Source organism: Arthrobacter sp. STN4 (genome assembly GCF_024539665.1).
Taxonomy (GTDB): Bacteria; Actinomycetota; Actinomycetes; order Actinomycetales; family Micrococcaceae; genus Specibacter.
Genome location: NZ_JAKZGX010000012.1, coordinates 1 through 25,100 on the forward strand (window position 1 = coordinate 1; position 25,100 = coordinate 25,100).

Sequence of the window (25,100 nt, forward strand, 5' to 3'; positions counted from 1 at the left end):
CGGCCCAAATGGCCGGCGGTGCCGAACTGGCCGAGCTCGCCCACGAACTCGAAGCCATGGGCGGCCACGGCGAACTCGCCCAGGAACTCGAGGCCGAAGTGGCTGAAACCACCGGCCAGCTGCCCCGGTAGCCGGCGGCAGCGCGCCGGGATGGAAGGCTACTCCGGGGCGACCATCGGCAGGCCCTCGGCCTCCCAATTGCTCATGCCGCCCACCAGCGTGTCCGCGTCGAAACCCATCCCGGTGAGGACTGCGGCGATCCGGCCGCTGCGCCCGCCGCCGTGGCAGACGGCGATGACACGGCGGGACTTGTCCAGCTCGCCGGCACGGTCAACGACCGAGCCGGAGGGCAGGTGAATGGCCCCGGCAATCATGCCGGTGGCTGTCTCGTCGGCCTCCCGGACGTCGATGAGCTGCACATCGGGGCCGGCAGCCAGGACGTCCGCGGTGGTGATTTCCTTCATGGGTGCTCCTCTGGGTCGGGGACGGCGGAAAACCGCCATTTACACCGTACCGGCATCCGGCTCCGGCACCGAATGCGTCGTCATGGCTAAGCTGGGTTCGTGACCCCATCCCGCGCCCCGCGCAACAAGGCCGTCGACGTCGAAGACCTGGCCGGCTTCGACGCGCTGATGGCTGGCGGCGCATCCTCGATGCACGGCTGGCACTTCCAGTCGGTGGACCTGCAGCAGAGGTCTGCTGAGCTGGCCCGGCTGGGCGCCTCAGGCGCAATCTTCATGGGCTGCCGGTTTGCGAAAGGCGTCGAGGGTCAGCTGCGGGCACGCGGCGCGCTGATTTTCCCCCCGCTGCCGAACATTCCGTTCAACGCCTACCGCGGGCACCTTTATACGGGCGGGGAACTGTATGCGGGGGTTTCGGGGGCTGAATATGAGGCCGTCCCGGACGCGCAAATCTACCAGTGGACGTTGCAGGATGGCCACGGGCGGGCACTGGATGCCACGCTCGCCACCGCCATGCACGACCACGCCATCTCCGGCGCCCTGGACGAGTTCCTGGACGCCTGCGCCGCCGACGGGAAACCGGTGGTGGGCGTCATGGGCGGGCACGCCGAGGCCCGCGGCAGCGCCGGGTACGCCCGGGCGGCGCAGCTGGGCCGGATGCTGGCCGCCCGGGGTGCGCTGGTGGCGACCGGTGGCGGCCCCGGCACCATGGAGGCCGCCAATCTGGGCGCCTACCTTTCCGTGTACGACGACGGCGCCCTGGACCGTGCCCTGCGCACCTTGTCCGCCGTCCCCGGCTTCCGGCCGTCCATCACCGCCTGGGTGCGCGCCGCGGGGCGGGTGCTGGCCGATTTCCCGGGCGGGGCCGACAGCCTGGGCGTCCCCACCTGGTTTTACGGCCATGAGCCGCCGAACCCCTTCGCCACCCGGATTGCCAAGTATTTCACCAATTCCATCCGGGAGGCCGTGCTGCTTTCCCGCTCCGGCGGCGGCATCATCTTCCTGCCCGGCGCGGCCGGCACGGTGCAGGAAATCTTCCAGGACGCCTGCGAGAACTACTACGCGGCGGCGGAGGCGGTGGCCCCGATGATCCTGGTGGGCCGGCGGCACTGGGAAGAGGAGCTGCCCGTGCGGGCGCTGCTTTCGGCACTGGCCAACGGGCGTGCGATGGCGGAGCAGGTGCACGTGGTGGACACCGTGGAGGAAGCCTGCGCGCTGCTGGCCTGAGTGCCGCCTCAGCCGCCGAGCCGGCTCGTGACCAGGCGTGCGGTGGCCGCACACGCCTCGCCGAGGGTCAGCAGCCGCTCGTGCGAGACCCGGAACTTCGGCGCCGGGATCAGGACGGCGGCCACGGGGTTGCCGCGGTGGTCATACACCGGGGCGGCGACGCCCACCTCGTCCAGCGCCGACTCGCCGTAGTTGGTCGCGTAGCCGCGCCGGCCGACGTCCGCGAGCCGCAGGAGGTAGGCCTCCAGCCCGGCGTCGTCCAGGCCGGCATAGGCGAGGGTGCCGTCGCGCAACAGGCTGCGCACCCGGTCCTCCGGTTCCAGGGACAGGAAGACCTGCACAGATGCGCTCATGGCATCGTGGTAGCGGGCACCGAGCGGTGTGGTGTGCTTGACCTGCTGGGGGCTGGCGATCTGCTCCACGCACATGGATTCGCGCCCGTTCCACACCATCAGGGCGCTCGTTTCACCCGTCTGTTCGGTGAGCCGGCGCAGCAGCGGATAGGCCACGCGCCGTTCCTCCAGCTCGGCCAGCAGCGGGCCTGCCACCGCGATGATGCCCAGGCCCAGCTTGAAACGGCGGGAGTCCGGGTCCCGCTCCACCAGCTCCTCCTGCTCCAGCGTGGCCAGGATCCGGGAGACGGTGCTTTTGTGCATGCCCACCCGCTGGGCAATTTCCGTCACGCCCAGCAGCGGCTCCTGGGCGGAAAAGCAGCGCATGACGGCGATGGCGTTGACAATGACGGAGGTTCCCCGCGTGTCGGAAGAGCCGGAATTTGCCGTGGTTGCCGGAGGAGTCATGGACACCATCTTTCCCTACCTGTCGGTTAAATAAGTGCAGCTGCGGCGGCGGGTGGCCGCCGCAGCTGGTGGGTGTTAGGGGTTGATGATGTTGTTGTTGGGGCCGTAGCCGAATTTGGTGATGTTTTCGGCGGTGGTGTCGCCGACGACGAGGATGTCGTGTTCGCGGTAGCCGCCGGCTCCGGGTTGGCCGTCGGGGACGGTGATCATGGGTTCCATGGAGACGACCATGCCGGGTTCGAGGACGGTGTCGATGTCTTCGCGCAGTTCCAGGCCTGCTTCGCGGCCGTAGTAGTGGGAGAGGACGCCGAAGGAGTGTCCGTAGCCGAAGGTGCGGTTGGGGAGGAGGTTGTGGCTGATGTAGATTTCGTTGAGTTCGGCGGCGATGTCCTTGCAGACGGCGCCGGGCTTGATGAGTTCGAGGCCGCGTTCGTGGACTTCGACGTTGATGTTCCACAGTTCCAGGGAGCGGGCGTCGGGTTCGCCGAGGAAGAGGGTGCGTTCCAGGGCGGTGTAGTAGCCGCTGGTCATGGGGAAGCAGTTCAGGGAGAGGATGTCTCCTTGTTGGAGTTTGCGGGTGGTGGCCCAGTTGTGGGCGCCGTCGGTGTTGATGCCGGATTGGAACCAGACCCAGGTGTCGCGGACTTCCTGGTCGGGGAAGGTGCGGGCGATTTCGTGGACCATGGTTTCGGTGCCGATGAGGGCGACTTCGTATTCGCTGATGCCTTCGCGGATGGCGGCCTTGATGGCTTCGCCGCCGAGGTCGCCGATGCGGGCGCCGTGTTTGATGACTTCGATTTCTTCGGCGGACTTGATCATGCGTTGGCGCATGGCGGCCTGGGAGACGTCGGTGAGGGTGGCGTTGGGGAAGGCGGCCTGGAGTTTGTCGCGGAGCAGGACGGGGAGGGTGTCGTCTTCGACGCCGAGGCGGGTGGCCTTGATGCCGCGGCGGTTGAGGGCTTCCTGGATGCCGAAGTAGAAGTTGTCGCGGCGCCAGTCGGTGTAGACGATGTTGTCGCCGTAGCTGGTGCGCCAGGGCATGCCGGCGTCGATGTTGGCGGTGATGGAGACCGAGTCGTTGGGGGTGACGACGAGGGCGTAGGAGCGGCCGAAGTAGGTGAAGAGGTAGTCGGAGTAGTACTTGATGTTGTGGTAGCTGGTCAGGACGACGGCGTCGAGGTTTTTTTCGGCCATGATGGTGCGCAGTCCGGTCAGGCGGCGTTCGAATTCGGCGTCGGTGAAGGTCAGGGGCGCCTTGGTGCCGTTGTGCAGGGTCTTGAGGCGCTCGAGCTCGGTGACGGACGTCGCGGCCGGGGAGGTGGTGATGGTCATCGGGGTGTTCCTTTGCTTATTTTTTTGATGTGTTGATTGAAGGGAAGGATTTGGGCGGGCGCGTCAGGCCTGCAGCGGTTCCTTGGACGTTTCCTTGGCGCACAGCACGGCCACCAGGGAGATCAGGGCCGCGGCCACCAGGTACCAGCCGGGCGCAAGCTTCGAGCCGGACGTGGCGATGAGCAGCGTTGCCACGAACGGTGCGGTGCCGCCGAACAGGGCGTTGGACAGGTTGAAGCTGACGGCGAAGCCGCTGTAGCGGACGCGTGTGGGGAACAGCTCGGCCAGGAAGCTGGGCAGGGTGCCGTCGTTGAGTGTCAGCATGCCGCCGAGCAGGATCTGCACCAGCAGGATCACCAGGAAGTTCCGGGTGTCCAGCAGCATGAAGGCTGGCACCGTCAGCAGGATGAACAGCACGGAAGCGGTGATCAGCACGCGCTTGCGCCCAAACCTGTCCGACGCCAGGCCGGTGAGGAAGATGAAGCCGATGTAGGTGAGCAGGGCAATGGTGGTGGCCAGGAACGATTCCGCGGCGCCAAAGCCCAGTTCCTCGCTCAGGTATGTGGGCATGTAGCTGAGGATGACGTAAAAGCCGACGGCGTTGAGCAGCACCGCGCCCACCGCCAGCAGCAGGCCCTGCCAGTGGTTTTTGAACAGCGCCGCGACGGGGGCCTTGACGGCGTTGTCCTTCTCCGCCATGGCGCGGAAGGCGGGGGTGTCTTCGAGCTTCGTGCGGATGTACCTGCCGATCAGGCCCATGGGGGCGGCGAGCAGGAACGGCAGGCGCCAGCCCCAGTCGTTCATCTGTCCCGTGGTCAATGTGATGGACAGCAGGGCTGCGATGAGGGAGCCGAGCAGCAGGCCGGCGGCCGTGCTGGCGGGCACCACGGCCGCGTAAATGCCGCGCCGGTTCGGCGGGGCGTACTCGACCAGGAATGCCGAGGCCCCGGCGTACTCGCCGGCGGCGGAGAAGCCCTGGACCACACGCACCACCAACAGCAGGATGGGTGCGGCCAGGCCCACAGTGTTGTAGCCGGGGATCAGGGCGATGGCGAACGTGGCGCCGGACATGATCAGGATGGAGAGCGACAGTGCGTTCTTGCGCCCCACCTTGTCACCGATCTGGCCCCAGATGAAGCCGCCGAGCGGGCGGACAAAGAAGGAGATGGCGAAGACGCCAAACGTCAGCAGCAGCCCGGTCTGCTTGTCGGCCGTGGGAAAGAACGCGTGGGCGATTGTGGCTGCCAGGTAGCCGTAGACGGCGTAGTCAAACCATTCAACAAAGTTGCCGATGAAGCTGGCGGTGATGACGCGCCGCCGCGTGCCGGCGTCAAGTCCGTTGCCGCCGCCCGGGCGCAGCTGCCCGCTCATGCTCAATTGCCCGTCGGCGGCCGGCACCGTTGCCGTCCGGCCCGTGCCGGGGTTTTTGTGATTTGTCATGGGTTCCACCAAAAAAGTTTGGGTTGCAATGAGTGCAACGCTGTTGCACTAGATTATGTGTGGGCGGAATCACTGTCAAGGGTTTGGTGAACATCGGAACTGCCGGCGGCAGGGAACTGCGTGCCGCACCGGGAATTTACCCGGTGCGGCGCCGTTGTTGCAAGGTGTGCAATCGAGTTGGCTCCAATGCTTCCCGGCTAGGCGGGCACCCCCTCGGGCTGCAGGGCCAGTTCGTCCGCCAGGTCCAGGGCCAGCTCGGCCACGACCTGCCCGTAGAGCAGTTCGCCCTTGGCCGCGCTGGAGCCGGCGGCGGAGGACAGGCATCCGGTGGCCGGCGTCCGTTCCGGCACCACGGGGAGCCGGTCGAAGCGCGGCAGCACCGCGGCCGGGCCGTCGACCAGTCGGTCCATGGCAACGCGGGCCGGCTCCAGGTGAAGCATCAGCGAGGTCTCCAGGACCCCGCCGTGCTCGATGTCCCAGCCCGGGAAGCCGCCGGGGTAGACCTGTGAGAGCGTTTCCTGGCTGACAAAGTCCCAGTAGGAAAGCAGCAGGACGCTCTGTTCGGCCCCCGGCCCGATCCCCAGCTCCTCCAGTGCCAGGTCAATGCCCTCGTACAGGAACTGGTAGTTCTCGAAATGCCCGTTGACAAACACCACGTTCCGGATGCCCTGGTTGAGGAAGGACTTGACCAGGTTGCGCGTCATGCCGATGAGGGCCGCGCCATCCAGGCTGGTGGTGCCCGGGAGGTGGTTTCCGCCGCCGGACTTCTGCTGGGACTTGTACCCGTAGGCGATCGGCTGTGCGACGAGGGCCCCCAGCCGCCTGGCGATGCCCTCGGCGAAGTGCTTGGACAGGACGGTGTCCGTGCCGAGCGGCAGGTGTGGTCCGTGCTGCTCCAGCGACCCGACCGGGATGAGGACGGTGGCCTTCCCCGACGCGAGGGCTTCGCGGTAGGCGAAGGCGTCCATGTCTTCCAGGAATACTGACTTGTCCATCGGGGGTGGCTCCTCGTTGAATTCTGCGTGCTGTGCGTGCTGTACACCTGCCTGCCGCACGGCGCGCGTGCGGCCGGCAGGTTGGTGCGGGCCACCGCTGCGGCGGCGGGTGGCCGCCGCAGCTGGTGGGTGTTAGGGGTTGATGATGTTGTTGTTGGGGCCGTAGCCGAATTTGGTGATGTTTTCGGCGGTGGTGTCGCCGACGACGAGGATGTCGTGTTCGCGGTAGCCGCCGGCTCCGGGTTGGCCGTCGGGGACGGTGATCATGGGTTCCATGGAGACGACCATGCCGGGTTCGAGGACGGTGTCGATGTCTTCGCGCAGTTCCAGGCCTGCTTCGCGGCCGTAGTAGTGGGAGAGGACGCCGAAGGAGTGTCCGTAGCCGAAGGTGCGGTTGGGGAGGAGGTTGTGGCTGATGTAGATTTCGTTGAGTTCGGCGGCGATGTCCTTGCAGACGGCGCCGGGCTTGATGAGTTCGAGGCCGCGTTCGTGGACTTCGACGTTGATGTTCCACAGTTCCAGGGAGCGGGCGTCGGGTTCGCCGAGGAAGAGGGTGCGTTCCAGGGCGGTGTAGTAGCCGCTGGTCATGGGGAAGCAGTTCAGGGAGAGGATGTCTCCTTGTTGGAGTTTGCGGGTGGTGGCCCAGTTGTGGGCGCCGTCGGTGTTGATGCCGGATTGGAACCAGACCCAGGTGTCGCGGACTTCCTGGTCGGGGAAGGTGCGGGCGATTTCGTGGACCATGGTTTCGGTGCCGATGAGGGCGACTTCGTATTCGCTGATGCCTTCGCGGATGGCGGCCTTGATGGCTTCGCCGCCGAGGTCGCCGATGCGGGCGCCGTGTTTGATGACTTCGATTTCTTCGGCGGACTTGATCATGCGTTGGCGCATGGCGGCCTGGGAGACGTCGGTGAGGGTGGCGTTGGGGAAGGCGGCCTGGAGTTTGTCGCGGAGCAGGACGGGGAGGGTGTCGTCTTCGACGCCGAGGCGGGTGGCCTTGATGCCGCGGCGGTTGAGGGCTTCCTGGATGCCGAAGTAGAAGTTGTCGCGGCGCCAGTCGGTGTAGACGATGTTGTCGCCGTAGCTGGTGCGCCAGGGCATGCCGGCGTCGATGTTGGCGGTGATGGAGACCGAGTCGTTGGGGGTGACGACGAGGGCGTAGGAGCGGCCGAAGTAGGTGAAGAGGTAGTCGGAGTAGTACTTGATGTTGTGGTAGCTGGTCAGGACGACGGCGTCGAGGTTTTTTTCGGCCATGATGGTGCGCAGTCCGGTCAGGCGGCGTTCGAATTCGGCGTCGGTGAAGGTCAGGGGCGCCTTGGTGCCGTTGTGCAGGGTCTTGAGGCGCTCGAGCTCGGTGACGGACGTCGCGGCCGGGGAGGTGGTGATGGTCATCGGGGTGTTCCTTTGCATTGATCGTGATTTGTAGATGGAAGGGAAATTTTGGGGGCTAGATGAGCTGCGATGGTTCCGCGTGCCTGTCCTCGCAGGCGTCGCCGTGCTCGGCCAGCACGGCATCTTCGTGCAGCCCTGCGCGGATGCCCAGCGGAACGCCGGCCTTGATGCGCCTGCGGAAGCGTGGGTAGCCGAGGGCGAAGTACACGCCGGCGGCGGTCACGGAACCGGCCAGCCAGGACAGGTCGATCCCGCCCATGGCCGTGGCGACCGGACCCTGAAGGATGGGCATCCCGCCGTACATGAACAGCCAGGTCATGAGGATGCCTGCGAAGAAGGCGATGAAGGCGATGGGATTGACGGACTTGAGGGACGTGGACTTCGCGTCCAGGAACAAGTACGAATAGTCCTTGTGGTGCCGTTCAAAGATGAAGTAGTGGACGGCCATGATGCCGCCCCAGGTCGCGACCCAGGCGACAATCGTGCCGAGCCAGGTGTCCAGGATCGCCGCAAAGTCCTGGGCAAACATGAAGGCGATCACGGCGCCCATGGACAGGATGCCGACCAGGATCGAGAGCTTGCGGCGGGAGATCTTCACATCAAGGGCCTGGAAGGCGACGCCGAAGGTGTACAGGTTGATGATGTTGGTGGCGATGGGGCCGTGGATCACCAGCAGGATGACCGGGATGGCCATGGTGCCGAAACTGGAGACAATCAGTTCCCCGGGATCGGCCGAGCCGTTCTTTGTCGCGAGGCTGGCGCCGAGGATGCCCAGCCAGACGACGGGCAGGAACTGCCCCAGGACGCTGACCAGAAACAGCTTGGCCGGCTTGACGGTGCGGCTGACGAAGCGGGAGTAGTCGGGGGCGTACGTGAACCAGCCGATGCCCCAGCCGATGCCGATGACGGTCATGATCGCGGACATGGCCGCAATGCGGGGCATGCCTGACAGGACGTGGCCGGCCGGGCCTGCATACCCCCAGTTGATGTTCAGGTGCGTCCAGGCGATGATGGACATCGCCACCAGCACGATGATCGTGGGAGGCATGGTGAGGCGTTCGAACTTCGCGATGGCGCGGTAGCCGCGGTAGCAGATGGCCACCTGCACGCCCATGATGACGGCGGCCACGGCGATGCGCACCAGGATGTTGCGCTGGTGGGGATCAACCCATCCGATCATGCCGAACAGTGCCATGACCAGGTCCAGGATGACCCAGGTGTTGACCGCGGACCAGCCGATGGCGATGGTCGCCTGGATGGCTGCCGGGAGGTAGGCGCCGCGCCTGCCGAAGGCGCCGCGTGCCAGCAGCATGCCGGTGGCACCGGTGCGCTGGCCGAGGATGACGAAGAAGCCAAAGCCGGCCATGCCGATCAGGTTGCCGGCGATCAGCACAATCAGGGTGTCGCGCAGGCCCAGTCCCAGCTGGATGCCGAGGGCCCCGAGGATCCAGTTGATCGGGGCGACGTTGGCGCCGGCCCAAATCCAAAACTGGCCGGACAGCTTGGTGGTCCGTGCCGTTTCGGGGATGGGCTGCAGCATGTCTTCAACCTCGACGGTCGCCGACTCTGGCGGCCGTTGCTGGGTGCGGTTCATGCGGGTCTCGATTCGCTGCAGGGTGGTGTGGGCTTCAAACTTGTTCCAGCCTATGGGTGAGCTGGCACACAGCCTAGGGACATTGTGATTACACTAAGTGGAAAACAAGTGACTAAAAGTCTCATTTCAACGTCGGGAATCCCATGATCACTCTTGCCGAAGTCCTTGCCTCCCAGTCCATGTCGGCCGCCGGGCCGGAGCTGTGCAGCAATATCCCCGGCACGCTCCAACGAGTTGTCCGGTGGGTGCATTCGAGTGAGGTGCTGGAGATTGCCCCGCTCCTGCGCGGCGGGGAGCTGCTGCTCTCCGGCGGGGAGGGGCTGCTGGCCCTGCCCGCCGACCAACAGCGGGACTATGTCCGCAGCCTGGCGGGGCGGAACATCGCCGCCCTGGCCCTGCAGACGGCCGGCCGCGACGCGCCCCTGCCCGACGGGCTGATTGCCGCCGCCAACGAGAGCGGGCTGCCGTTGATCGAGCTGCATGCCGTCGCGCCGTTCGTTGACATCGCCGAATCGGTGAACCGCCGTGTGGTCAACGAGCAGGCGGACGCGCACCTGGTGGTCGACGACGTCTCCCGCCGGATCGCGCGCCACATCACCGACCGGGGGCCGCACCTGCCGACCATCCTGGGGATGGTGGCCTCGGCGCTGGGGGTGGAGGTGTCGCTGGCGGCAGCCGACGGGCTGCCCCTTGGCCAGGCTGGCAGTGTGGAGGGCGGCGAAGGGTCGACGGCGGTGGCCGGCATTGTGGTCGGCGGGCAGCTGGCGGCCCAGCTGACGCTCCGGTCGCCGTCGGAGGATTCACTTGTATTGGAGCTGGCCGCGGACAGGCTGTCGGGCATTTTTGCCCTCGCCCTGGCGCAGTCGTTTCGGCCCACGCCGGCGCAGGTGGCCGAGGCGCGCCTGTTGGAATCGGTCATGGAGGGCGGGGACGGCGGCAGCGTGCGCCTGCTGTGGCAGCAGGCCGGGCTGCGGCCGGAACAGGCCGCGGTCATGGCCGTTTTTCGCACCTCCGGCAGGGAGGCGAACTTTACCGCCGTCGAACGTGCCCTGCGCGCCGGGGGAGTGAACGCCAAGTCCCACCTGCGCGACGGCGAGCTGGCCGTCTTGTTCGCCCTGGCGCCAAATACCGCCCGGGCGGCGCGGGAGGCGCTGATCGCCGCGGCGCGGGAGGCGGTGCGCGGCGCGGACGTCTGCGCGGCTTTCGGGCCCGGCGTGGCCGCCGGGTTCCGCGCCCACGAGTCCTACGTGGAGGCGCGGGAGGTGCTGCGGCTCGGCGCGCCGGCCGGCGGGCAGGTGCTCGACGCCATGGAGTTTTTGGGCCGGCGCATCCTGGGCGCGGTGCACGGGCAGGCCTTCATGGACCCTTATGTGCGCTCCAGCATGGGGGAGCTGCTCGCCTGGGACCGGAAGCACGGCACGGAACTGCTCAAGACACTTGTGTGCTGGCTGGATTCGGGCTGCAACACCACCGGCTCGGCCGCCACGCTGAACATTGAGCGCCAGACCATGCACAAGCGCCTGAACAAGATCGCCGAGCTGCTGGGCGGGGACCCCCGCACCTCCGGCAGGTTGTTCGACATCCACATTGCCGCCAAGGCTGCAGCCAACGGCGTCCCGGGCGGGCGTGCCGCGGGCGGTCCGGCCTAAAGGACGCTGCGGACTGTCTTCTCGAAGCTGGTCACATGCTCCAGCGCCAGGCTGCCGGCGAGCCCGGCGTCGCCGTCGGCAATGGCCTCGAGCAGCGCCACGTGCTCGGCGATGTGCCCGGCCACGGACGGAATCTTGTCCAGCACCAGGCACCAGATGCGGGTGGCCAGGTTGTCATACCGGATGAGCACGTCCTCCAGGTGCGGATTGGCGGCGGCCGCATAGATCTGCCGGTGCACCGTGATGTCAAAGCGCATGAGGGCCAGCTGGTCCGCTCCGGCGGGGTCGGAGGCCGCAATGTCCGCTGCCAACTGCCGCAGGCGGGCCCGCAGGTCCGCGGTGGCGCTCCGTGCCGCGCGCTGGGCCGCCAGCGGCTCCAGCAGTTCACGGATCTCGGAAATGTCCGCCAGTTCCGTGATGTCAACCCGGGTGGCAAAGGTGCCGCGCCGCGGGTAGGAAACCACCAGGTGGTCGCTTTCAAGCCGCTTGAGGGCCTCGCGCACCGGCGTGCGCCCAATGCCCAGCTGGCCGGCCAGTGCCGAATCGTTGATGGCCTCGCCCGGACGGATCTCCAGCATGATCAATTGGTCCCGCAGGTGCCGGTAGGCCTGCTCGGAAAGCGGCAGGCCGGCGTCCCCTGCCGCCACCTCGTTCTCCACTGCAAGACTCATCATGTCCCCGTTCCTTCCCGTTTGGCCGCACCGGCCCGGAGGCCTGCGCCGGTCATATTCCCGTGGCGCTTGACTCCACGTGAGCTACACCATATTGTTGCACTCAATCTAATATATCAGTTATGTATTAGTCCACTAGCAGTTGTGCATTAGATCGAGATTGCAAAGGAGCTTTCCCATGGTAAACGTGCTCACCAGCACCCTGGCCGGTGTTGACGCCGAGGTGGATGCGGCCATCGCCGCCGAACTTGGCCGCCAGCAGACCACGCTGGAAATGATCGCCTCTGAAAACTTTGCCCCGGCCGCGGTCATGGCCGCCCAGGGCTCCGTACTGACCAACAAGTACGCCGAGGGCTACCCCGGGAAGCGCTACTACGGCGGCTGTGAGCACGTTGACGTGATCGAGCAGCTGGCGATCGATCGGATCAAGGCCCTGTTCGGGGCCGAGGCCGCCAACGTCCAGCCGCACTCCGGCGCACAGGCCAACGCGGCAGCCATGTTTGCGCTGCTGGAGCCGGGGGACACCATCATGGGCCTGGACCTGGCCCACGGCGGCCACCTGACCCACGGCATGCGGATCAACTACTCCGGCAAGCTGTACAACGTGGTCCCGTACCACGTGCGCGAATCCGACATGACGGTGGACATGGCCGAGGTGGAGGCGCTGGCGCTGGAGCACCGGCCGAAGCTGATCGTCGCCGGCTGGTCCGCCTACACCCGCCAGCTCGACTTTGCCGAATTCCGGCGCATCGCGGACCTGGTGGGCGCCTACCTCATGGTGGACATGGCCCACTTTGCCGGCCTGGTGGCCGCGGGGCTGCACCCCAGCCCCGTGCCTTATGCCGACGTCGTCACCACCACCACGCACAAGACGCTGGGCGGCCCGCGCGGCGGCGTCATCCTCAGCCGCGAATCGCTGGCCCGCAAGATCAACTCCGCCGTTTTCCCCGGCCAGCAGGGCGGGCCGCTGGAACACGTGATCGCCGCCAAGGCCGTCTCCTTCAAGATCGCCGCGTCCCAGGACTTCAGGGACCGCCAGCAGCGCACGCTGGAAGGGGCCAGGATCCTGGCCGAACGCCTGCTGGCGCCGGACGTTGCCGAATACGGGATCTCCGTGGTGGGCGGCGGCACCGACGTCCACCTGGTCCTGGTGGACCTGCGCAACTCCGAACTGGACGGGCAGCAGGGCGAGGACCGCCTGCACCGGATCGGCATCACCGTCAACCGCAACGCCGTCCCGTTCGACCCCCGGCCGCCGATGGTGTCCTCCGGGCTGCGGATCGGCACCCCGGCCCTGGCCACCCGCGGATTCGGCCCGGCCGAGTTCACCGAGGTGGCGGACATCATCGCCGAGGCCATCAAGGGCGAACTCAGCGAGGAAGCGGCCGTGCTGCTCCGCGACCGGGTCACCGTCCTGGCCGAAAAATTCCCCCTTTACCCCAACCTCTCCGGCACGCCACGCACCGGAACGACCCCGAACGGAGACGCACAGTGACCACCGAACACCTGCCGGAGCACCCCGACTTCCTGTGGCGCAACCCGGACCCCAAAAAGTCCTACGACGCCGTGATCGTCGGCGGCGGCGGGCACGGCCTGGCCACCGCCTACTTCCTGGCCAAGAACCACGGGATGACGAACATCGCCATCCTGGAAAAGGGCTGGCTGGCCGGGGGCAACATGGCCCGCAACACCACCATCATCCGCTCCAACTACCTGTGGGATGAAAGCGCCGCCATCTACGAACACGCGCTCAAGCTGTGGGAGATCCTGCCCGAGGAACTCGAGTACGACTTCCTGTTCAGCCAGCGCGGCGTCATGAACCTGGCACACACCCTCGGCGACGTGCGCGAGAGCGTGCGCCGGGTGGGCGCCAACCAGCTCAATGGGGTCGACGCCGAATGGCTGGACCCCAAGCAGGTCAAGGAACTGTGCCCCATCCTGAACATCAGCGACAACATCCGCTACCCCGTCATGGGCGCCACCTACCAGCCGCGGGCCGGCATCGCCAAGCACGACCACGTGGCCTGGGCCTTCGCCCGCAAGTGCGACGAGCTCGGCGTGGACATCATCCAGAACTGCGAGGTCACCGGCTTCATCAAGGACGGCAACAGGGTCACAGGCGTGCAGACCAGCCGCGGCACCATCAACACCGAAAAGGTGGGCCTGGCCGCGGCCGGGCACAGCTCGGTCCTGGCGGAGCTGGCCGGCTTCCGCCTGCCCATCCAGTCGCACCCCCTGCAGGCCCTCGTCTCGGAGCTGCACGAACCCGTCCACCCCACGGTGGTCATGTCCAACCACGTCCACGTCTACGTCTCCCAGGCCCACAAGGGCGAACTGGTCATGGGCGCCGGCGTCGACTCCTACAACGGCTACGGCCAGCGCGGCTCCTTCCACGTGATCGAGGAACAGATGGCGGCCGCCGTCGAACTGTTCCCGATCTTCGCCCGGGCCCACGTGCTGCGCACCTGGGGCGGGATCGTGGACACCACCATGGACGCTTCGCCCATCGTCGGCACCACGCCGGTGGAGAACATGTTCGTGAACTGCGGCTGGGGCACCGGCGGCTTCAAGGGCACGCCCGCGGCCGGGCTGACCTTCGCGCACACCATCGCCACGGGCGCCCCGCACGAGCTGAACAAGCCGTTCTCGCTGGAGCGCTTTGAAACCGGGGCCCTCATCGACGAACACGGCGCCGCCGCCGTGGCCCACTGACCCGGCCCCGGCCTTAGACAAGGAGCACACAATGTTGTTGTTTTCATGCCCCAACTGCGGGCCGCGCAACGAAACCGAATTCCACTACGGCGGGCAGGCACACGTGGCCTACCCCGAACACCCGGAGGAACTCTCCGACCGCGAGTGGGCCGAGTACCTCTTCTACCGCGAGAACCCCAAGGGCCTCTTCGCCGAGCGCTGGGTGCACAGCGCGGGCTGCCGCAAGTGGTTCAACATGGTCCGCGACACCGTCAGCTATGACATCAAGGCCGTCTATCGGATGGGCGAAGCGCCGCCGGTGGGACTGGCCGCGGCAGCCGCCACGCAGGCAGCCACCAACCACAACGCACCGGAAGGAGCAAAGCCATGACCGCACCCACCAACCAGCCCGCCAGGCTCGCCAGCGGCGGCCGGATTGACCGCAGCATCACCTGGAACTTCACCGTCGACGGCGCCAGCTACACCGGCCACCCGGGCGACACCGTGGCCTCCGCGCTGATCGCCAACGGCCGCCTGGCTGCCGGCAACTCGTTGTATGAGGGACGCCCCCGCGGCATCCTCTCGGCCGGTGTCGAGGAATCCAACGCCCTCATCAAGTTGGCCGGCCGGTTCCCCGGCCACGCCGCCGAGTCCATGCTCCCTGCCACGGCCGTGCCCCTCGTGGACGGGCTCGACGCCGAATTCCTCTCCGGCCTGGGCAGGCTGGACCCGGCCGACGACCAGGCCGTCTACGACAAAAAGTACGTCCACACGGACGTCCTGGTGGTGGGCGGCGGCCCCGCCGGCCTCGCCGCCGCACGTGAAGCGGCCCGCACCGGCGCCCGCGTGATCCTCATCAACGACCAGCCCGAGCTCGGCGGCGCCCTGCTTTCCGGCCGCGACGAGCTCATCGACGGCAGGCCTGCCCTCGACTGGGCGGCCGACGTCGAGGCGGAGCTGCTGACCGGCGAGGAATGCACCGTGCTGCACCGCACCACCGTGTTCGGCTCCTACGACAGCAACTTCCTGATCGCCGTGCAGAACCGCACCGACCACCTGCTGCAGGAGCCCGGCGACGGCGTCTCCCGCCAGCGCATCTGGCACATCCGCGCCAAGCAGGTGGTCCTGGCCACGGGCGCCCACGAACGCCCGATCGTGTTTGAAAACAACGACCGCCCGGGCATCATGCTCGCCTCCGCCGCCCGCAGCTACCTCAACCGCTACGGCGTGGCGGCCGGCTCCCGCGTGGTCATCGGCACCACCAACGACAGCGCCTACCAGCTCGCCGCCGACCTCCTGGCCGCCGGCATCGAGGTGGCCGCGGTCGTGGACGCCCGCACGCAGCTGTCCGACGTTGCCGCCGCCATGGACGGGGACCTGCGCATCTTGACCGGCAGCGCCGTGGTCAACACCGCGGCGGACGGTGACGGGCGCGTGGCATCCGTCCAGGTCGCCGCGATCGACGACGACGGCGCGCCCGCCGGCCCCGCCGAAGGCATCAAGACCGACCTGCTGGCCGTCTCCGGCGGCTGGAGCCCGGTGGTGCACCTGCACAGCCAAGCGCAGGGCAAGGTCCGCTGGGACCTGGAGCTGGCCGGCTTTGTGCCGTCCACCGTGGTCAAAAACCAGCAGGTCGTCGGCGCCGGCCGCGGCAGCTACGTCCTGGCCGACTGTGTTGCCGAAGGCGCCACGGCCGGTGCGACGGCCGCCGTCAACGCCGGCTTCGCCACGGCCTCCGCCGTTGCCGCCGCCACCGCGGCCGCAGCCCGCCCCGCCCGCCCGGCGCAGCCCGCCGGACCCACCCGCCCGCTGTGGCTGGTCGGCGGCACGGAAGGGACGGCGTCGGACTGGCACCACCACTTCGTGGACTTCCAGCGCGACCAGAGCGTGGCGGACGTGTGGCGGTCCACCGGGGCCGGCATGCGCAGCGTGGAGCACATCAAGCGCTACACCTCCATCAGCACCGCCAACGACCAGGGCAAGACCTCCGGCGTCAACGCCATCGGCGTGATCGCCGCCGCGTTCCGCCAGCAGGGCACTGCCGTGGACCCGGACATCGGCGCCATCGGCACCACCACCTACCGGGCTCCGTTCACCCCCGTGCCGTTCGTGGCCCTGGCAGGACGCCAGCGCGGGGAACTGTTCGACGCAGCCCGCCGCACCTCCATCCACACCTGGCACGAGGCCCACGGCGCCCTGTTCGAGGACGTGGGACAGTGGAAGCGCCCCTGGTACTACCCGCAGCCGGGCGAGGACATGGACGCCGCCGTGCTGCGCGAATGCGCCGCCGTCCGCGACTCCGTGGGCTACATGGACGCCACCACGCTCGGCAAGATCGAGATCCGCGGCAAGGATGCGGGGGAGTTCCTGAACCGCATCTACACCAACGCGTTCAAGAAGCTCGCCCCCGGCTCCGCCCGCTACGGGGTCATGTGCACCCCTGACGGCATGATCTTCGACGACGGCGTGACGCTGCGCCTGGACGAGGACCGCTATTTCATGACCACCACCACCGGCGGCGCCGCCAAGGTGCTGGACTGGCTGGAGGAATGGCAGCAGACCGAATGGCCCGAACTGGACGCAACCTTCACCTCGGTGACGGAGCAGTGGACCACCGTCGCCGTCGTCGGCCCCAAGTCCCGCGCCGTGCTGGCCAAGGTGGCCCCGGAGCTGGACCTGGACAACGAGGCCTTTAAGTTCATGGCGTTCCGGGAGACGGTGCTTGCCTCCGGCGTGGAGGCCCGGGTGTGCCGCATCTCCTTCTCCGGCGAGCTCGCCTACGAGATCAACGTCCCGGCCTGGTACGGCCTGGCCACGTGGGAGGCCGTCACCGAGGCGGGAGCCGAATTCAACATCACCCCCTACGGCACCGAGACCATGCACGTTCTCCGCGCCGAAAAAGGCTACCCGATCGTCGGCCAGGACACGGACGGCACGGTCACCCCGCAGGACGCGGGCATGGACTGGGTGGTCTCCAAGGCCAAGGACTTCATCGGCAAGCGCTCCTACCGGCGCGCCGACGCCGTCCGCGACGGCCGCAAGCACCTCGTCAGCGTGCTGCCGGTGGACCACTCGGTCCGCCTGCCGGAGGGCACCCAGCTGGTGGAGGCCGGCGTCACCGTGAACCCCGCCTACGGGCCCGTGCCGATGCAGGGCTTCGTCACCTCCAGCTACCACAGCGCCGCCCTGGGCAGGTCCTTCGGCCTGGCCCTGATCAAGGACGGGCGCAACCGGATCGGTGAACGCATGGTGGCCGCCGTCGGCTCCGAGCTGGTGGACGTCGTTGTTGGGGAAACAGTACTTTTTGATGCAGAAGGGAAGCGCCGAGATGGTTAACACAGCAGAAAACACCCAGGTCCGGGCACTGCGCCGGAGCCCCGCCGCACACCTGTGGGAGGACTTCACCCGCGGTTCGGTGGAGGGCAGCCACGGCGTGGCCCTCCATGAGGTCCCGTTCCAGACAATGGTCGGCATCCGCGTGGACCCCCTGTCCGAGGCCGGCGTGCGGATCGCTGCCGTCACCGGCGGCCTGCCGGTGCGCTGCGGCGAGGTCGCCGCCGGTCCGGACGGGGTCTCCGTGTTGTGGCTGTCCCCGGACGAGTTCCTGGCCGTGGCCCCGGACGACGGCGGCCGCGCGGACCTGGTGGAGGCCCTCACCGCCGCGCTGGGCGCGGATGCCGGGCAGGTCGTGGACCTCTCCAGCAACCGCACCACCTTTGAACTGTCCGGGCCCAGCGCCCGTGAGGTGCTGGAGAAGAGCTGCGCGGCGGACCTCCACCCGCGCGCCTTCGCCGCCGGCACGGCCATCACCACCGAGGTCGGCAAGATCCCGGTGCTGCTGTGGAAGAGCGGCCCGGACACGTTCCGGCTGTTCCCGCGGGCGTCGTTCGCGGACTACCTGGGCCGCTGGCTCCTGGACGGCATGCGGGAATTCGCCGCTGCGGGCAACCCGGCATGGCACTAAGCGTCCTTGACCTGTTCTCCATCGGCATCGGGCCCTCCTCCTCCCACACGGTGGGCCCGATGCGGGCGGCCAAGCGCTTTGCCGACGGCCTGGCGCACGACGGCGGGCTGTCCGGCGTCGTGCGCGTCCAGGCCGAGCTCTTCGGCTCGCTGGGCGCCACCGGCCGGGGCCACGGCTCCGACAAGGCCGTGGTGCTGGGGCTGGCCGGCCATGAGCCCGAAACCGTGGACACGTCCAAGGCGGACGACCTCGTGGCCGCGGCCGCCCTGGATGCCGAGCTGATGCTGGCCGGCACGCGCCGGGTGGAGTTCAATTTCGAGGAGGACGTGCTGCTGCACCGCCGCAAGTCGCTGCCGGCCCACCCCAACGGCATGACGTTCCGCGCGTTCGACCACCTCGGGGACGTGGTGCGCGAGCGCAGCTACTACTCCGTGGGCGGCGGCTTCGTGGTGGACGAGCAGGCCGTGGGTGCCGACCGGGTGGTCCTGGACGACACCGTGCTGCCGTACCCGTTCACCACCGCCGACGAACTGCTGGCCACCTGCGCGCGGGAGGGCCTGTCCATCTCCGGGGTCATGCTGGCCAACGAGATGGTCTGGCACACGGAGGAGGAACTGCGGGCCAAGCTGCTGGACATCTGGTCCGTCATGCGCACCTGCGTGGACAACGGGTGCTCCGCCGAGGGGATCCTGCCCGGCGGGTTGAAGGTCACCCGGCGCGCGCCACGGCTGCTGGCCGAGCTGCAGCGCGGGGAGGATGCGGCGGACCCCCTGCGGGCCATGGAATGGGTGAATCTCTTTGCCCTGGCCGTGAACGAGGAAAATGCCGCGGGAGGCCGGATCGTCACCGCACCCACCAACGGGGCGGCCGGCATCATCCCGGCCGTGCTGCACTACTACACGAAGTTTGTGCCGGGCGCGGACGACGACGGCGTGGTGCGGTTCCTGCTGACGGCGGCGGCCATCGGCATCCTCTTCAAGCTCAACGCCTCCATCTCCGGAGCCGAGGTGGGCTGCCAGGGGGAGGTCGGCTCGGCGTGTTCCATGGCCGCCGGCGCGCTGTGCGAGGTGCTGGGCGGGACGCCCGTCCAGGCCGAGAACGCGGCCGAGATCGGGATCGAACACAACCTGGGCCTGACCTGCGACCCCGTGGGCGGGCTGGTGCAGATCCCGTGCATCGAGCGCAACGCGATCGCCAGCGTCAAGGCGATCAACGCGGCGCGGCTGGCCCTGCACGGGGACGGCAGCCAGAAGGTGTCCTTGGACAAGGCGATCAAGACCATGCGCGAGACGGGGGCGGACATGAAAAGTAAATACAAGGAAACATCGCGTGGGGGCCTGGCCGTGAATGTGATTGAGTGCTGACATGAGCGAAATTGCAACGCGGCCCGAAACGGCCCAGTACGTGCTGACCCTGGACTGCGCGGACAGCCCCGGAATTGTCAACGAGATCTCCTCGGTCCTGCTGAAGCAGGGCGCGGACATCATCGACCTGCGGCAGTTCAGCGACCGCCAGCACCTGCGCGTGGTGCCGGACATGCCCGAGCCGGACGGGCACTTCTTCATGCGGCTGCACTTTGCCGCCCCGGCAGGCGCGGAAACGACCGCGGTGCTGCGGGCGGACCTGGAGCCCGTGGCGCTGCGGCACAACATGCGGTGGGACCTGCGCCCGCACGGCGCCAAGCGCCGTGTGCTGATCATGGTCTCGAAGTTCGAGCACTGCCTGAACGACCTGCTGTTCCGGACGCGGAAGGGGGAGCTGCCGGTGGAGGTCGCGGCGGTGGTGTCCAACCACCCGGACCACCAGCGGCTGGCCGAATGGCACGGCATCCCCTTCCACCACATCCCAGTCACGGCCGGGACCAAGCCCGAGGCCGAGGCGAAGCTGATGGAGCTCGTGGACGCGTACGACGTCGAACTGGTGGTCCTGGCCCGCTACATGCAGGTGCTCAGCGACGGACTCACGCGCCAGCTGGAGGGGCGGGCCATCAACATCCACCACTCCTTCCTGCCGTCGTTCAAGGGTGCCAAGCCGTACCACCAGGCCTACGCGCGCGGCGTGAAGACCGTCGGTGCCACGGCACACTACGTCAACAGCGAGCTGGACGAAGGGCCCATCATTTCCCAGCAGGTGATTGAGGTGGACCACGCCTACGGCCCGGAGGACCTCGTCGCCGCCGGCCGGGACACCGAATGCAAGGCGCTCAGCAACGCGGTGCGCTGGCACTGTGAAGGGCGCGTGATCGTCCAGGGCAACCGGACCATCGTCCTGCGCTGACCTTGTGAGGGCGGCCATCCGCACGGCACCTGCAGGTGCCGTGCGGATGGCCGCCCTTGGCCGTTTAAGGCCCGTTCCGGCGTCGCGCGTGACCCTGGAGGGAGGAACGGGACGGCACTGTGGCCACCGCCCACCAGTGACTTATAGTCGATTTTTTGTCCAATTCCAGTGACACAATGTATCTTGTTTACTGTGATTTATGGCACATACGCTTGGGACGTCCCCTCAACAATGGAGGTTTTCCATGCGAGAAACCAGTTCTTCCCCGACGGGCAGCGTCGCCCACGGGAATCATCCGTCACCTGTTGGCGACGTCGAACAAAACCTGCAGGCGATCCCTGAATCGTCGCGCACCCGGAGCGTCTCCGGACAATTTTGGATTTGGGCCGGCGCGAACCTCGCACCGATCAACTGGGTTCTGGGGGCCCTGGGCATCCAATTGGGCCTCAGCTTTGCCGACACCGTCACCGTGCTGGTCGTCGGCAACCTGATCGGCATGGCCCTCTTCGGGCTGTTTGTGCTGCTCGGCCAGCGCACCGGCACCACGGGCATGGTCCTGGCCCGCGCAGTGTTCGGCCGCCGCGGCAACTACCTTCCCAGCGCCATCCAGGCCGTCCTGGTCATCGGCTGGTGCGCCGTCAACACCTGGATCATCCTGGACCTGGTCATGGCCCTGATGGGCAAGCTTGGCCTGGTGGACCCGGCTGCGGCCAACGTGGGGCCGAAGGTGGTGGTCGCGGCCCTCATCATGGGCATCCAGGTCACCATCGCCTGGTTTGGCTACAAGGCCATCGCCGCCTTTGAACGCTGGACCGTCCCGCCCACCCTGCTGGTGCTGATTGCCATGTCCGCCGTGGCGTGGTTCGGCATGCACATCGACTGGTCCTACGCAGGACCTGCCGGGCACATCCTGCACGGCGCCCCCCGGATTGCCGCGATGACCGGCGTCATGACCGTCATCGGGATCGGCTGGGGCATCACCTGGTTCACCTACGCCGCCGACTACTCGCGCTTCGTCAGCCGCAGCGTGCCGCGCCGCAAGGTGTACATGGCTTCCGTCTTCGGCCAGTTCCTGCCCGTGGTCTGGCTCGGAATCCTCGGCGCCAGCCTCGCCACCAAGAGCGGCACGGCCGATCCCGGCAAGTTGATTGTGGACAACTTTGGGCTGCTGGCCATCCCGGTCCTGTTCCTGGTGCTCCACGGACCCATCGCCACCAACATCCTGAACATCTACACGTTCTCCGTGGCCGCGCAGGCCATGGACATCAAGATCAAGCGCCGTGCCCTCAACGTGTTCGTCGGGGTCCTGGCCCTGGTCGGCGTCGTGTTCTTCGTGATGCAGGAATCCTTCGCCAACACGCTGAGCACCTGGCTCGGTGCACTTGTGGCCTGGGTGGCCGCCTGGGGCGGCATCATGCTGGTCCACTACTTCTGGGTGGACAAGCGGAAGCCTGTCGGGGTTGACAGGCTCTTCGATCCGATCGGCACCAAGCGCCTTCCCGTCATCAACTGGGCCGGCATCACGGCCCTGCTGGTCGGCATCTTCTCCACCTGGCTGTTCATGTACGGCGTAGAGCCGATCATGCAGGGACCCATCGCCACGGCCATGGGCGGGATCGACCTCTCCTGGCTGGCCGGCGGCGTGGTGGCCGCGGCCGTCTATGCGATCCTTGGCCCGCGGGTCCACGCCCGCTACGCCACCGACGCCGTGCAGGGTGTGGCCGCGGCGGACCAGCCGGCCGGAGCGGTGCCTGTTTCCGAGGGCGTGCAGGCGCTGGCGCCACAGGTCCTGGCCGTTGACACCGTGGAAAACGGCACGCTGCCTGGCACTGCGCTGCCGGATGCGCCCGCCGAGCTGGTCAACGACTAAGCGCGGCGGCCCGCCATGCCCGGCAACTGCAACCAGGGAGCACTGTGATGACCAGCCGCACCGCAGCCGCCGCACCGGCCCGTCCGGGCGGGGCACGAAACTGCAGGAGGCCGTAATGCCGGTCATTGTCGGCTACGTGCCCACCCCCGTTGGCGAGGCGGCACTGGAACGCGGAATCCACGAGGCCAGCCTGCGGGGGGAGCGGCTGGTCATCGTGAACGCGTCCGCGGGCGACGCGGCCGAGGGGGACCCGGCCATTGCCACGGCCGCGGCCGTGGCCCGCGTGGCGGGCCAGCTGGAAAACGCCGGGATCGGGCATGAGATCCGCCAGCCCCAGCGGGCCGGTTCCCCGGCCGATGAGCTGCTTCGCATTGCCGCCGAGGACGAGGCCTCGCTGATCGTGATCGGCCTGCGCCGCCGCTCGCCCGTGGGCAAGATCCTGTTCGGGAGCACCGCGCAGGAGGTGCTGCTCAACGCAGACTGTCCCGTGGTGGCGGTCAAGCCGGACCGGCACCCGCGGCGCGGCGGGCGTCAGCCGACGATGCTCCCGAACGCCAGGCCCAGCAGGTAGGTCGCTGCCGCGGCGCCCATGCCGATGGCAAGCTGCCGCAGGCCGCGCCACAGCGGCGACCCCCCGGAGAGCAGGCCGACGATGCCGCCGGTCCCCAACAGGACCAGGCCCACCAGGACGCAGGCCAGCACCAGCGCGCCGATGCCGGTCATCCCGAACAGGAACGGGATGATCGGCACAATGGCGCCGGAAGCAAAGAAGCAGAAGCTCGACGTCGCCGCGCCCCAGGCGGTGCCCAGCGTCTCATGCTCGTCGGCCTTTTCGAAGGTGTCCGGCCGCAGCGACAGGCTGGGGTCGCAGTCGCAGCTGTATTGGCCCAGGCGTTCGGCGGCCCGGTGCTCGGCCGCTTCGCGCGACATGCCGCGGGCCAGGTAGACCAGGACCAGCTCATTGTTTTTCAGGTCCAGCGACGGTGCCGCGGTTAAGGTGACCTGGGTGGGGGTGGAGGCGTCCAGCAGTTCGCGCTGGGAGCGGACGGAAACAAATTCGCCGGCCCCCATGGACAGCGCACCTGCCAGCAGGCCGGCAACGCCGCTGAACAGCACCACCTGGCTGCCCACCCCGGTCGCGGCCATGCCCATGACCAGCGACAGGTTGGACACCAGGCCGTCGTTTGCGCCAAACACGGCTGCGCGGAAGGAACCGGCCAGCCGGTTGCGCCCGCGCGTGGCCAGCCCCCGGACCACCTCTTCATGGATGGATTCGTCTGCGGCCATGGCGTCCGTGGCATCCACATCCGTGGCATAGGGGGACCGGGATTCGGAACGCTGGGCGAGGGCCAGCACAAAGACCGAGCCGAAGCGCCGGGCCAGCAGGCCGAGCAGGCGGTTGCGGGCGGAGGCCCGGGCGGGCGGCCCGGCGTGGCTGCCCAGCATCGCCAGCCAGTGCTGCTCATGGCGGCCCTCGGCTTCGGCAAGGGCGAGCAGGATGGCCTTCTCTTCGCCTTCCCGGCGCTTGGCGAGGTCGCGGTAAACCGCCGCCTCGGCCCGCTCGTCGGCCAAATATTGCTGCCACCGCTTGATTTCTGCAGGGGTGGGAATGCGCTCGGGCATGGTGTGGAACTCCTCAAGTCAGCCATTACTTTAGCCCTTTTGCCGGCGGGAAACTGGCCGGTGGTCCTCGAAAAAAGGTTTCGGGGAACCTCAACCGGCACCCTGTGCCGGGCCTGTGCCCCTGCTCCGGCGCCCGGGACTGCGCCGGGGGCCGGGACTGCGGTAATCTGGCACCATAAGGAGTGGTGATGCAGCCCACATTCGCCCGTGACGAACGAACGCCCACGTTGATAACGTCCGTCAGCCGTGCGCTGGCCGTGCTTGACTGCGTCGGTTCCGCCTCCCGCCCGCTGCCGGCGAAGTTCATCGCGCGGGCAACGGCGTTGAGCCTGGGCACCACCTACAACGTGCTGCGCACGCTGGCGCACTCCAACTATGTTGTGCAGGACTCCGACGGCTTTGTCCTCGGCCCGGCCCACCCCGCCCTGGCCGCGGACAGCGGGGCCGTGGCGCTGGCCCAGGGCCGCGCCGTGCTCAACGGCATCCGCGACGAACTGCGCGTTGCCACGTACCTGAGCCGCTACGTGGACGGCGAAATTGAAATGGTGGACATTGTGGACGGGCCGCTTTCGCCCCGGGTCGATTTGTGGGTGGGGCTGCAGGACGGCGCCCACGCCACCGCCTTCGGCAAGCAGATCCTGGCGCAGCTGGACCCCCAGTCGCGGCTTGACTACATCACGCGCCACCCCCTGGAAGAACTCACCCCGTACACCATCTGTTCGCCACGGGAGTTCCTGCGCCGGCTTGAGCCCCGCCCCGCCGTCACCGTGGACCTCCAGGAGTACGCACTGGGGTTCACCTGCCTGGCCGTGCCCGTGGCGACCTCTTCCTGGCTGGGTGCGCTGGCCGTTTCCTTCCCGGCGTCAGGTGCCCGGGGAACCGTGCACCAGGACTACGCGAAGGTGCTTCAGGATGCTGCCACGCAGCTTGCCGTGGTGCTCGGCGTCAATCCCGAACACGGTCAAGGGCAATAATTTCATCGGCTGAAATATCGCACCGTGCCGCCGTCGGGCAGTTGTGCCTACGCTCAAGTGACAAGGGCAGGCGACGCCTGAAACCGGGGCACGCAGCCGCGTCCAGCGGCTGGTGCCCCAGTGCCCCGCGGACACAAGGAAGT

The 25,100-nt window shown here is 67.8% G+C and carries 21 protein-coding genes; 12 read left to right on the plus strand and 9 right to left on the minus strand.

The genetic code is table 11. The features are described 5' to 3' along the window. Positions 1 to 158 precede the first annotated feature (158 nt). Entirely contained in the window at positions 159 to 464 is a 306-nt protein-coding gene (locus MMF96_RS10350; RefSeq protein ID WP_176618737.1) for a rhodanese-like domain-containing protein, read from the minus strand. A 99-nt stretch (positions 465 to 563) separates the two neighbouring features. Between MMF96_RS10350 and MMF96_RS10355 the strand changes: the two genes are divergently transcribed. Further along, positions 564 to 1,688: an LOG family protein gene (locus MMF96_RS10355; protein WP_256883500.1), complete on the plus strand. Its 1,125-nt coding sequence runs from the start codon at positions 564 to 566 to the stop codon at positions 1,686 to 1,688. A gap of 8 nt (positions 1,689 to 1,696) precedes the next feature. Here the strand turns inward: MMF96_RS10355 and MMF96_RS10360 are convergent, their stop codons facing one another. The 6 genes from MMF96_RS10360 to MMF96_RS10385 form a co-directional block, all read right to left on the minus strand. Further along, positions 1,697 to 2,497, minus strand: coding sequence for an IclR family transcriptional regulator (locus MMF96_RS10360; RefSeq protein ID WP_256883501.1), 801 nt, complete (start codon positions 2,495 to 2,497; stop codon positions 1,697 to 1,699). 66 nt (positions 2,498 to 2,563) lie between these two features. Further along, positions 2,564 to 3,820: a M24 family metallopeptidase gene (locus tag MMF96_RS10365; protein WP_176618760.1), complete on the minus strand. Its 1,257-nt coding sequence runs from the start codon at positions 3,818 to 3,820 to the stop codon at positions 2,564 to 2,566. Positions 3,821 to 3,883: 63 nt separating this feature from the next. Further along, on the minus strand, positions 3,884 to 5,191 hold the full coding sequence (locus MMF96_RS10370; protein ID WP_256883560.1) for an MFS transporter: 1,308 nt from the start codon (positions 5,189 to 5,191) through the stop codon (positions 3,884 to 3,886). Positions 5,192 to 5,457: 266 nt separating this feature from the next. Continuing rightward, positions 5,458 to 6,255 carry a creatininase gene (locus tag MMF96_RS10375; RefSeq protein ID WP_176618776.1) on the minus strand — a complete coding sequence of 266 codons (798 nt, stop codon included), beginning with the start codon at positions 6,253 to 6,255 and terminating at the stop codon, positions 5,458 to 5,460. Positions 6,256 to 6,387: 132 nt separating this feature from the next. Next, a complete protein-coding gene (locus MMF96_RS10380) occupies positions 6,388 to 7,644 on the minus strand; it encodes a M24 family metallopeptidase (RefSeq protein WP_176618760.1) in 1,257 nt (418 codons plus the stop codon). 55 nt (positions 7,645 to 7,699) lie between these two features. Then, on the minus strand, positions 7,700 to 9,238 hold the full coding sequence (locus MMF96_RS10385) for a cytosine permease (RefSeq protein WP_218063325.1): 1,539 nt from the start codon (positions 9,236 to 9,238) through the stop codon (positions 7,700 to 7,702). Between the two features lie 143 nt (positions 9,239 to 9,381). On the opposite strand from MMF96_RS10385, the gene MMF96_RS10390 reads away from it, so the two are divergent. Next, complete coding sequence (locus MMF96_RS10390) at positions 9,382 to 10,887, plus strand: PucR family transcriptional regulator ligand-binding domain-containing protein (protein WP_256883502.1); 1,506 nt, start codon at positions 9,382 to 9,384, stop codon at positions 10,885 to 10,887. Here MMF96_RS10390 and MMF96_RS10395 read toward each other — a convergent pair. Continuing rightward, positions 10,884 to 11,558 (minus strand): GntR family transcriptional regulator, encoded by a 675-nt coding sequence (locus tag MMF96_RS10395; RefSeq protein WP_176618419.1) that lies wholly within the window; start codon positions 11,556 to 11,558, stop codon positions 10,884 to 10,886. The genes MMF96_RS10390 and MMF96_RS10395 overlap by 4 nt on opposite strands. Positions 11,559 to 11,736: 178 nt before the next feature. Between MMF96_RS10395 and glyA the strand changes: the two genes are divergently transcribed. The 9 genes from glyA (at position 11,737) to MMF96_RS10440 (ending at position 22,931) form a co-directional block, all read left to right on the plus strand. Further along, positions 11,737 to 13,053, plus strand: coding sequence for a serine hydroxymethyltransferase (glyA, locus tag MMF96_RS10400; RefSeq protein WP_176618416.1), 1,317 nt, complete (start codon positions 11,737 to 11,739; stop codon positions 13,051 to 13,053). Beyond that, a complete protein-coding gene (locus tag MMF96_RS10405; RefSeq protein WP_176618415.1) occupies positions 13,050 to 14,270 on the plus strand; it encodes a sarcosine oxidase subunit beta family protein in 1,221 nt (406 codons plus the stop codon). Before glyA ends, MMF96_RS10405 begins: the two co-directional genes overlap by 4 nt. Positions 14,271 to 14,301: 31 nt before the next feature. Then, positions 14,302 to 14,640 carry a sarcosine oxidase subunit delta gene (locus tag MMF96_RS10410; protein WP_256883503.1) on the plus strand — a complete coding sequence of 113 codons (339 nt, stop codon included), beginning with the start codon at positions 14,302 to 14,304 and terminating at the stop codon, positions 14,638 to 14,640. Then, entirely contained in the window at positions 14,637 to 17,585 is a 2,949-nt protein-coding gene (locus MMF96_RS10415) for a 2Fe-2S iron-sulfur cluster-binding protein (RefSeq protein WP_256883504.1), read from the plus strand. The genes MMF96_RS10410 and MMF96_RS10415 overlap by 4 nt, the downstream gene beginning before the upstream one ends. Then, positions 17,578 to 18,213 carry a sarcosine oxidase subunit gamma gene (locus tag MMF96_RS10420; RefSeq protein ID WP_256883505.1) on the plus strand — a complete coding sequence of 212 codons (636 nt, stop codon included), beginning with the start codon at positions 17,578 to 17,580 and terminating at the stop codon, positions 18,211 to 18,213. Before MMF96_RS10415 ends, MMF96_RS10420 begins: the two co-directional genes overlap by 8 nt. Continuing rightward, entirely contained in the window at positions 18,204 to 19,577 is a 1,374-nt protein-coding gene (locus MMF96_RS10425; RefSeq protein ID WP_256883506.1) for an L-serine ammonia-lyase, read from the plus strand. Before MMF96_RS10420 ends, MMF96_RS10425 begins: the two co-directional genes overlap by 10 nt. Before the next feature lies 1 nt (position 19,578). After that, positions 19,579 to 20,490, plus strand: a complete 912-nt coding sequence (gene purU / locus MMF96_RS10430) for a formyltetrahydrofolate deformylase (protein ID WP_176618410.1) — start codon at positions 19,579 to 19,581, stop codon at positions 20,488 to 20,490. A gap of 244 nt (positions 20,491 to 20,734) precedes the next feature. After that, positions 20,735 to 22,360, plus strand: coding sequence for a cytosine permease (locus MMF96_RS10435; RefSeq protein ID WP_176618409.1), 1,626 nt, complete (start codon positions 20,735 to 20,737; stop codon positions 22,358 to 22,360). A 115-nt stretch (positions 22,361 to 22,475) separates the two neighbouring features. Beyond that, a complete protein-coding gene (locus MMF96_RS10440; RefSeq protein WP_256883507.1) occupies positions 22,476 to 22,931 on the plus strand; it encodes a universal stress protein in 456 nt (151 codons plus the stop codon). Here the strand turns inward: MMF96_RS10440 and MMF96_RS10445 are convergent. After that, positions 22,892 to 23,983: a VIT1/CCC1 transporter family protein gene (locus MMF96_RS10445; RefSeq protein WP_176618407.1), complete on the minus strand. Its 1,092-nt coding sequence runs from the start codon at positions 23,981 to 23,983 to the stop codon at positions 22,892 to 22,894. The two genes, MMF96_RS10440 and MMF96_RS10445, sit on opposite strands and share 40 nt — an antisense overlap. Positions 23,984 to 24,171: 188 nt before the next feature. Between MMF96_RS10445 and MMF96_RS10450 the strand changes: the two genes are divergently transcribed. Further along, entirely contained in the window at positions 24,172 to 24,957 is a 786-nt protein-coding gene (locus MMF96_RS10450) for an IclR family transcriptional regulator (protein ID WP_256883508.1), read from the plus strand. The last annotated feature ends 143 nt before the right edge of the window (positions 24,958 to 25,100 follow it).

What these genes read in the sequence shown, in the direction of transcription:
- MMF96_RS10375 (WP_176618776.1), bottom strand. Translation starts at nt 6,255, where the DNA reads ATGGACAAGTCAGTATTCCTGGAAGACATGGACGCCTTCGCCTACCGC.
- MMF96_RS10445 (WP_176618407.1), bottom strand. Translation starts at nt 23,983, where the DNA reads ATGCCCGAGCGCATTCCCACCCCTGCAGAAATCAAGCGGTGGCAGCAA.
- MMF96_RS10390 (WP_256883502.1), top strand. Translation starts at nt 9,382, where the DNA reads ATGATCACTCTTGCCGAAGTCCTTGCCTCCCAGTCCATGTCGGCCGCC.
- MMF96_RS10440 (WP_256883507.1), top strand. Translation starts at nt 22,476, where the DNA reads ATGCCGGTCATTGTCGGCTACGTGCCCACCCCCGTTGGCGAGGCGGCA.
- MMF96_RS10450 (WP_256883508.1), top strand. Translation starts at nt 24,172, where the DNA reads ATGCAGCCCACATTCGCCCGTGACGAACGAACGCCCACGTTGATAACG.
- MMF96_RS10360 (WP_256883501.1), bottom strand. Translation starts at nt 2,497, where the DNA reads ATGGTGTCCATGACTCCTCCGGCAACCACGGCAAATTCCGGCTCTTCC.
- MMF96_RS10365 (WP_176618760.1), bottom strand. Translation starts at nt 3,820, where the DNA reads ATGACCATCACCACCTCCCCGGCCGCGACGTCCGTCACCGAGCTCGAG.
- MMF96_RS10395 (WP_176618419.1), bottom strand. Translation starts at nt 11,558, where the DNA reads ATGAGTCTTGCAGTGGAGAACGAGGTGGCGGCAGGGGACGCCGGCCTG.
- purU (WP_176618410.1), top strand. Translation starts at nt 19,579, where the DNA reads ATGAGCGAAATTGCAACGCGGCCCGAAACGGCCCAGTACGTGCTGACC.
- MMF96_RS10350 (WP_176618737.1), bottom strand. Translation starts at nt 464, where the DNA reads ATGAAGGAAATCACCACCGCGGACGTCCTGGCTGCCGGCCCCGATGTG.
- MMF96_RS10425 (WP_256883506.1), top strand. Translation starts at nt 18,204, where the DNA reads ATGGCACTAAGCGTCCTTGACCTGTTCTCCATCGGCATCGGGCCCTCC.
- MMF96_RS10385 (WP_218063325.1), bottom strand. Translation starts at nt 9,238, where the DNA reads ATGAACCGCACCCAGCAACGGCCGCCAGAGTCGGCGACCGTCGAGGTT.
- MMF96_RS10410 (WP_256883503.1), top strand. Translation starts at nt 14,302, where the DNA reads ATGTTGTTGTTTTCATGCCCCAACTGCGGGCCGCGCAACGAAACCGAA.
- MMF96_RS10435 (WP_176618409.1), top strand. Translation starts at nt 20,735, where the DNA reads ATGCGAGAAACCAGTTCTTCCCCGACGGGCAGCGTCGCCCACGGGAAT.
- MMF96_RS10415 (WP_256883504.1), top strand. Translation starts at nt 14,637, where the DNA reads ATGACCGCACCCACCAACCAGCCCGCCAGGCTCGCCAGCGGCGGCCGG.
- MMF96_RS10420 (WP_256883505.1), top strand. Translation starts at nt 17,578, where the DNA reads ATGGTTAACACAGCAGAAAACACCCAGGTCCGGGCACTGCGCCGGAGC.
- glyA (WP_176618416.1), top strand. Translation starts at nt 11,737, where the DNA reads ATGGTAAACGTGCTCACCAGCACCCTGGCCGGTGTTGACGCCGAGGTG.
- MMF96_RS10370 (WP_256883560.1), bottom strand. Translation starts at nt 5,191, where the DNA reads ATGAGCGGGCAGCTGCGCCCGGGCGGCGGCAACGGACTTGACGCCGGC.
- MMF96_RS10380 (WP_176618760.1), bottom strand. Translation starts at nt 7,644, where the DNA reads ATGACCATCACCACCTCCCCGGCCGCGACGTCCGTCACCGAGCTCGAG.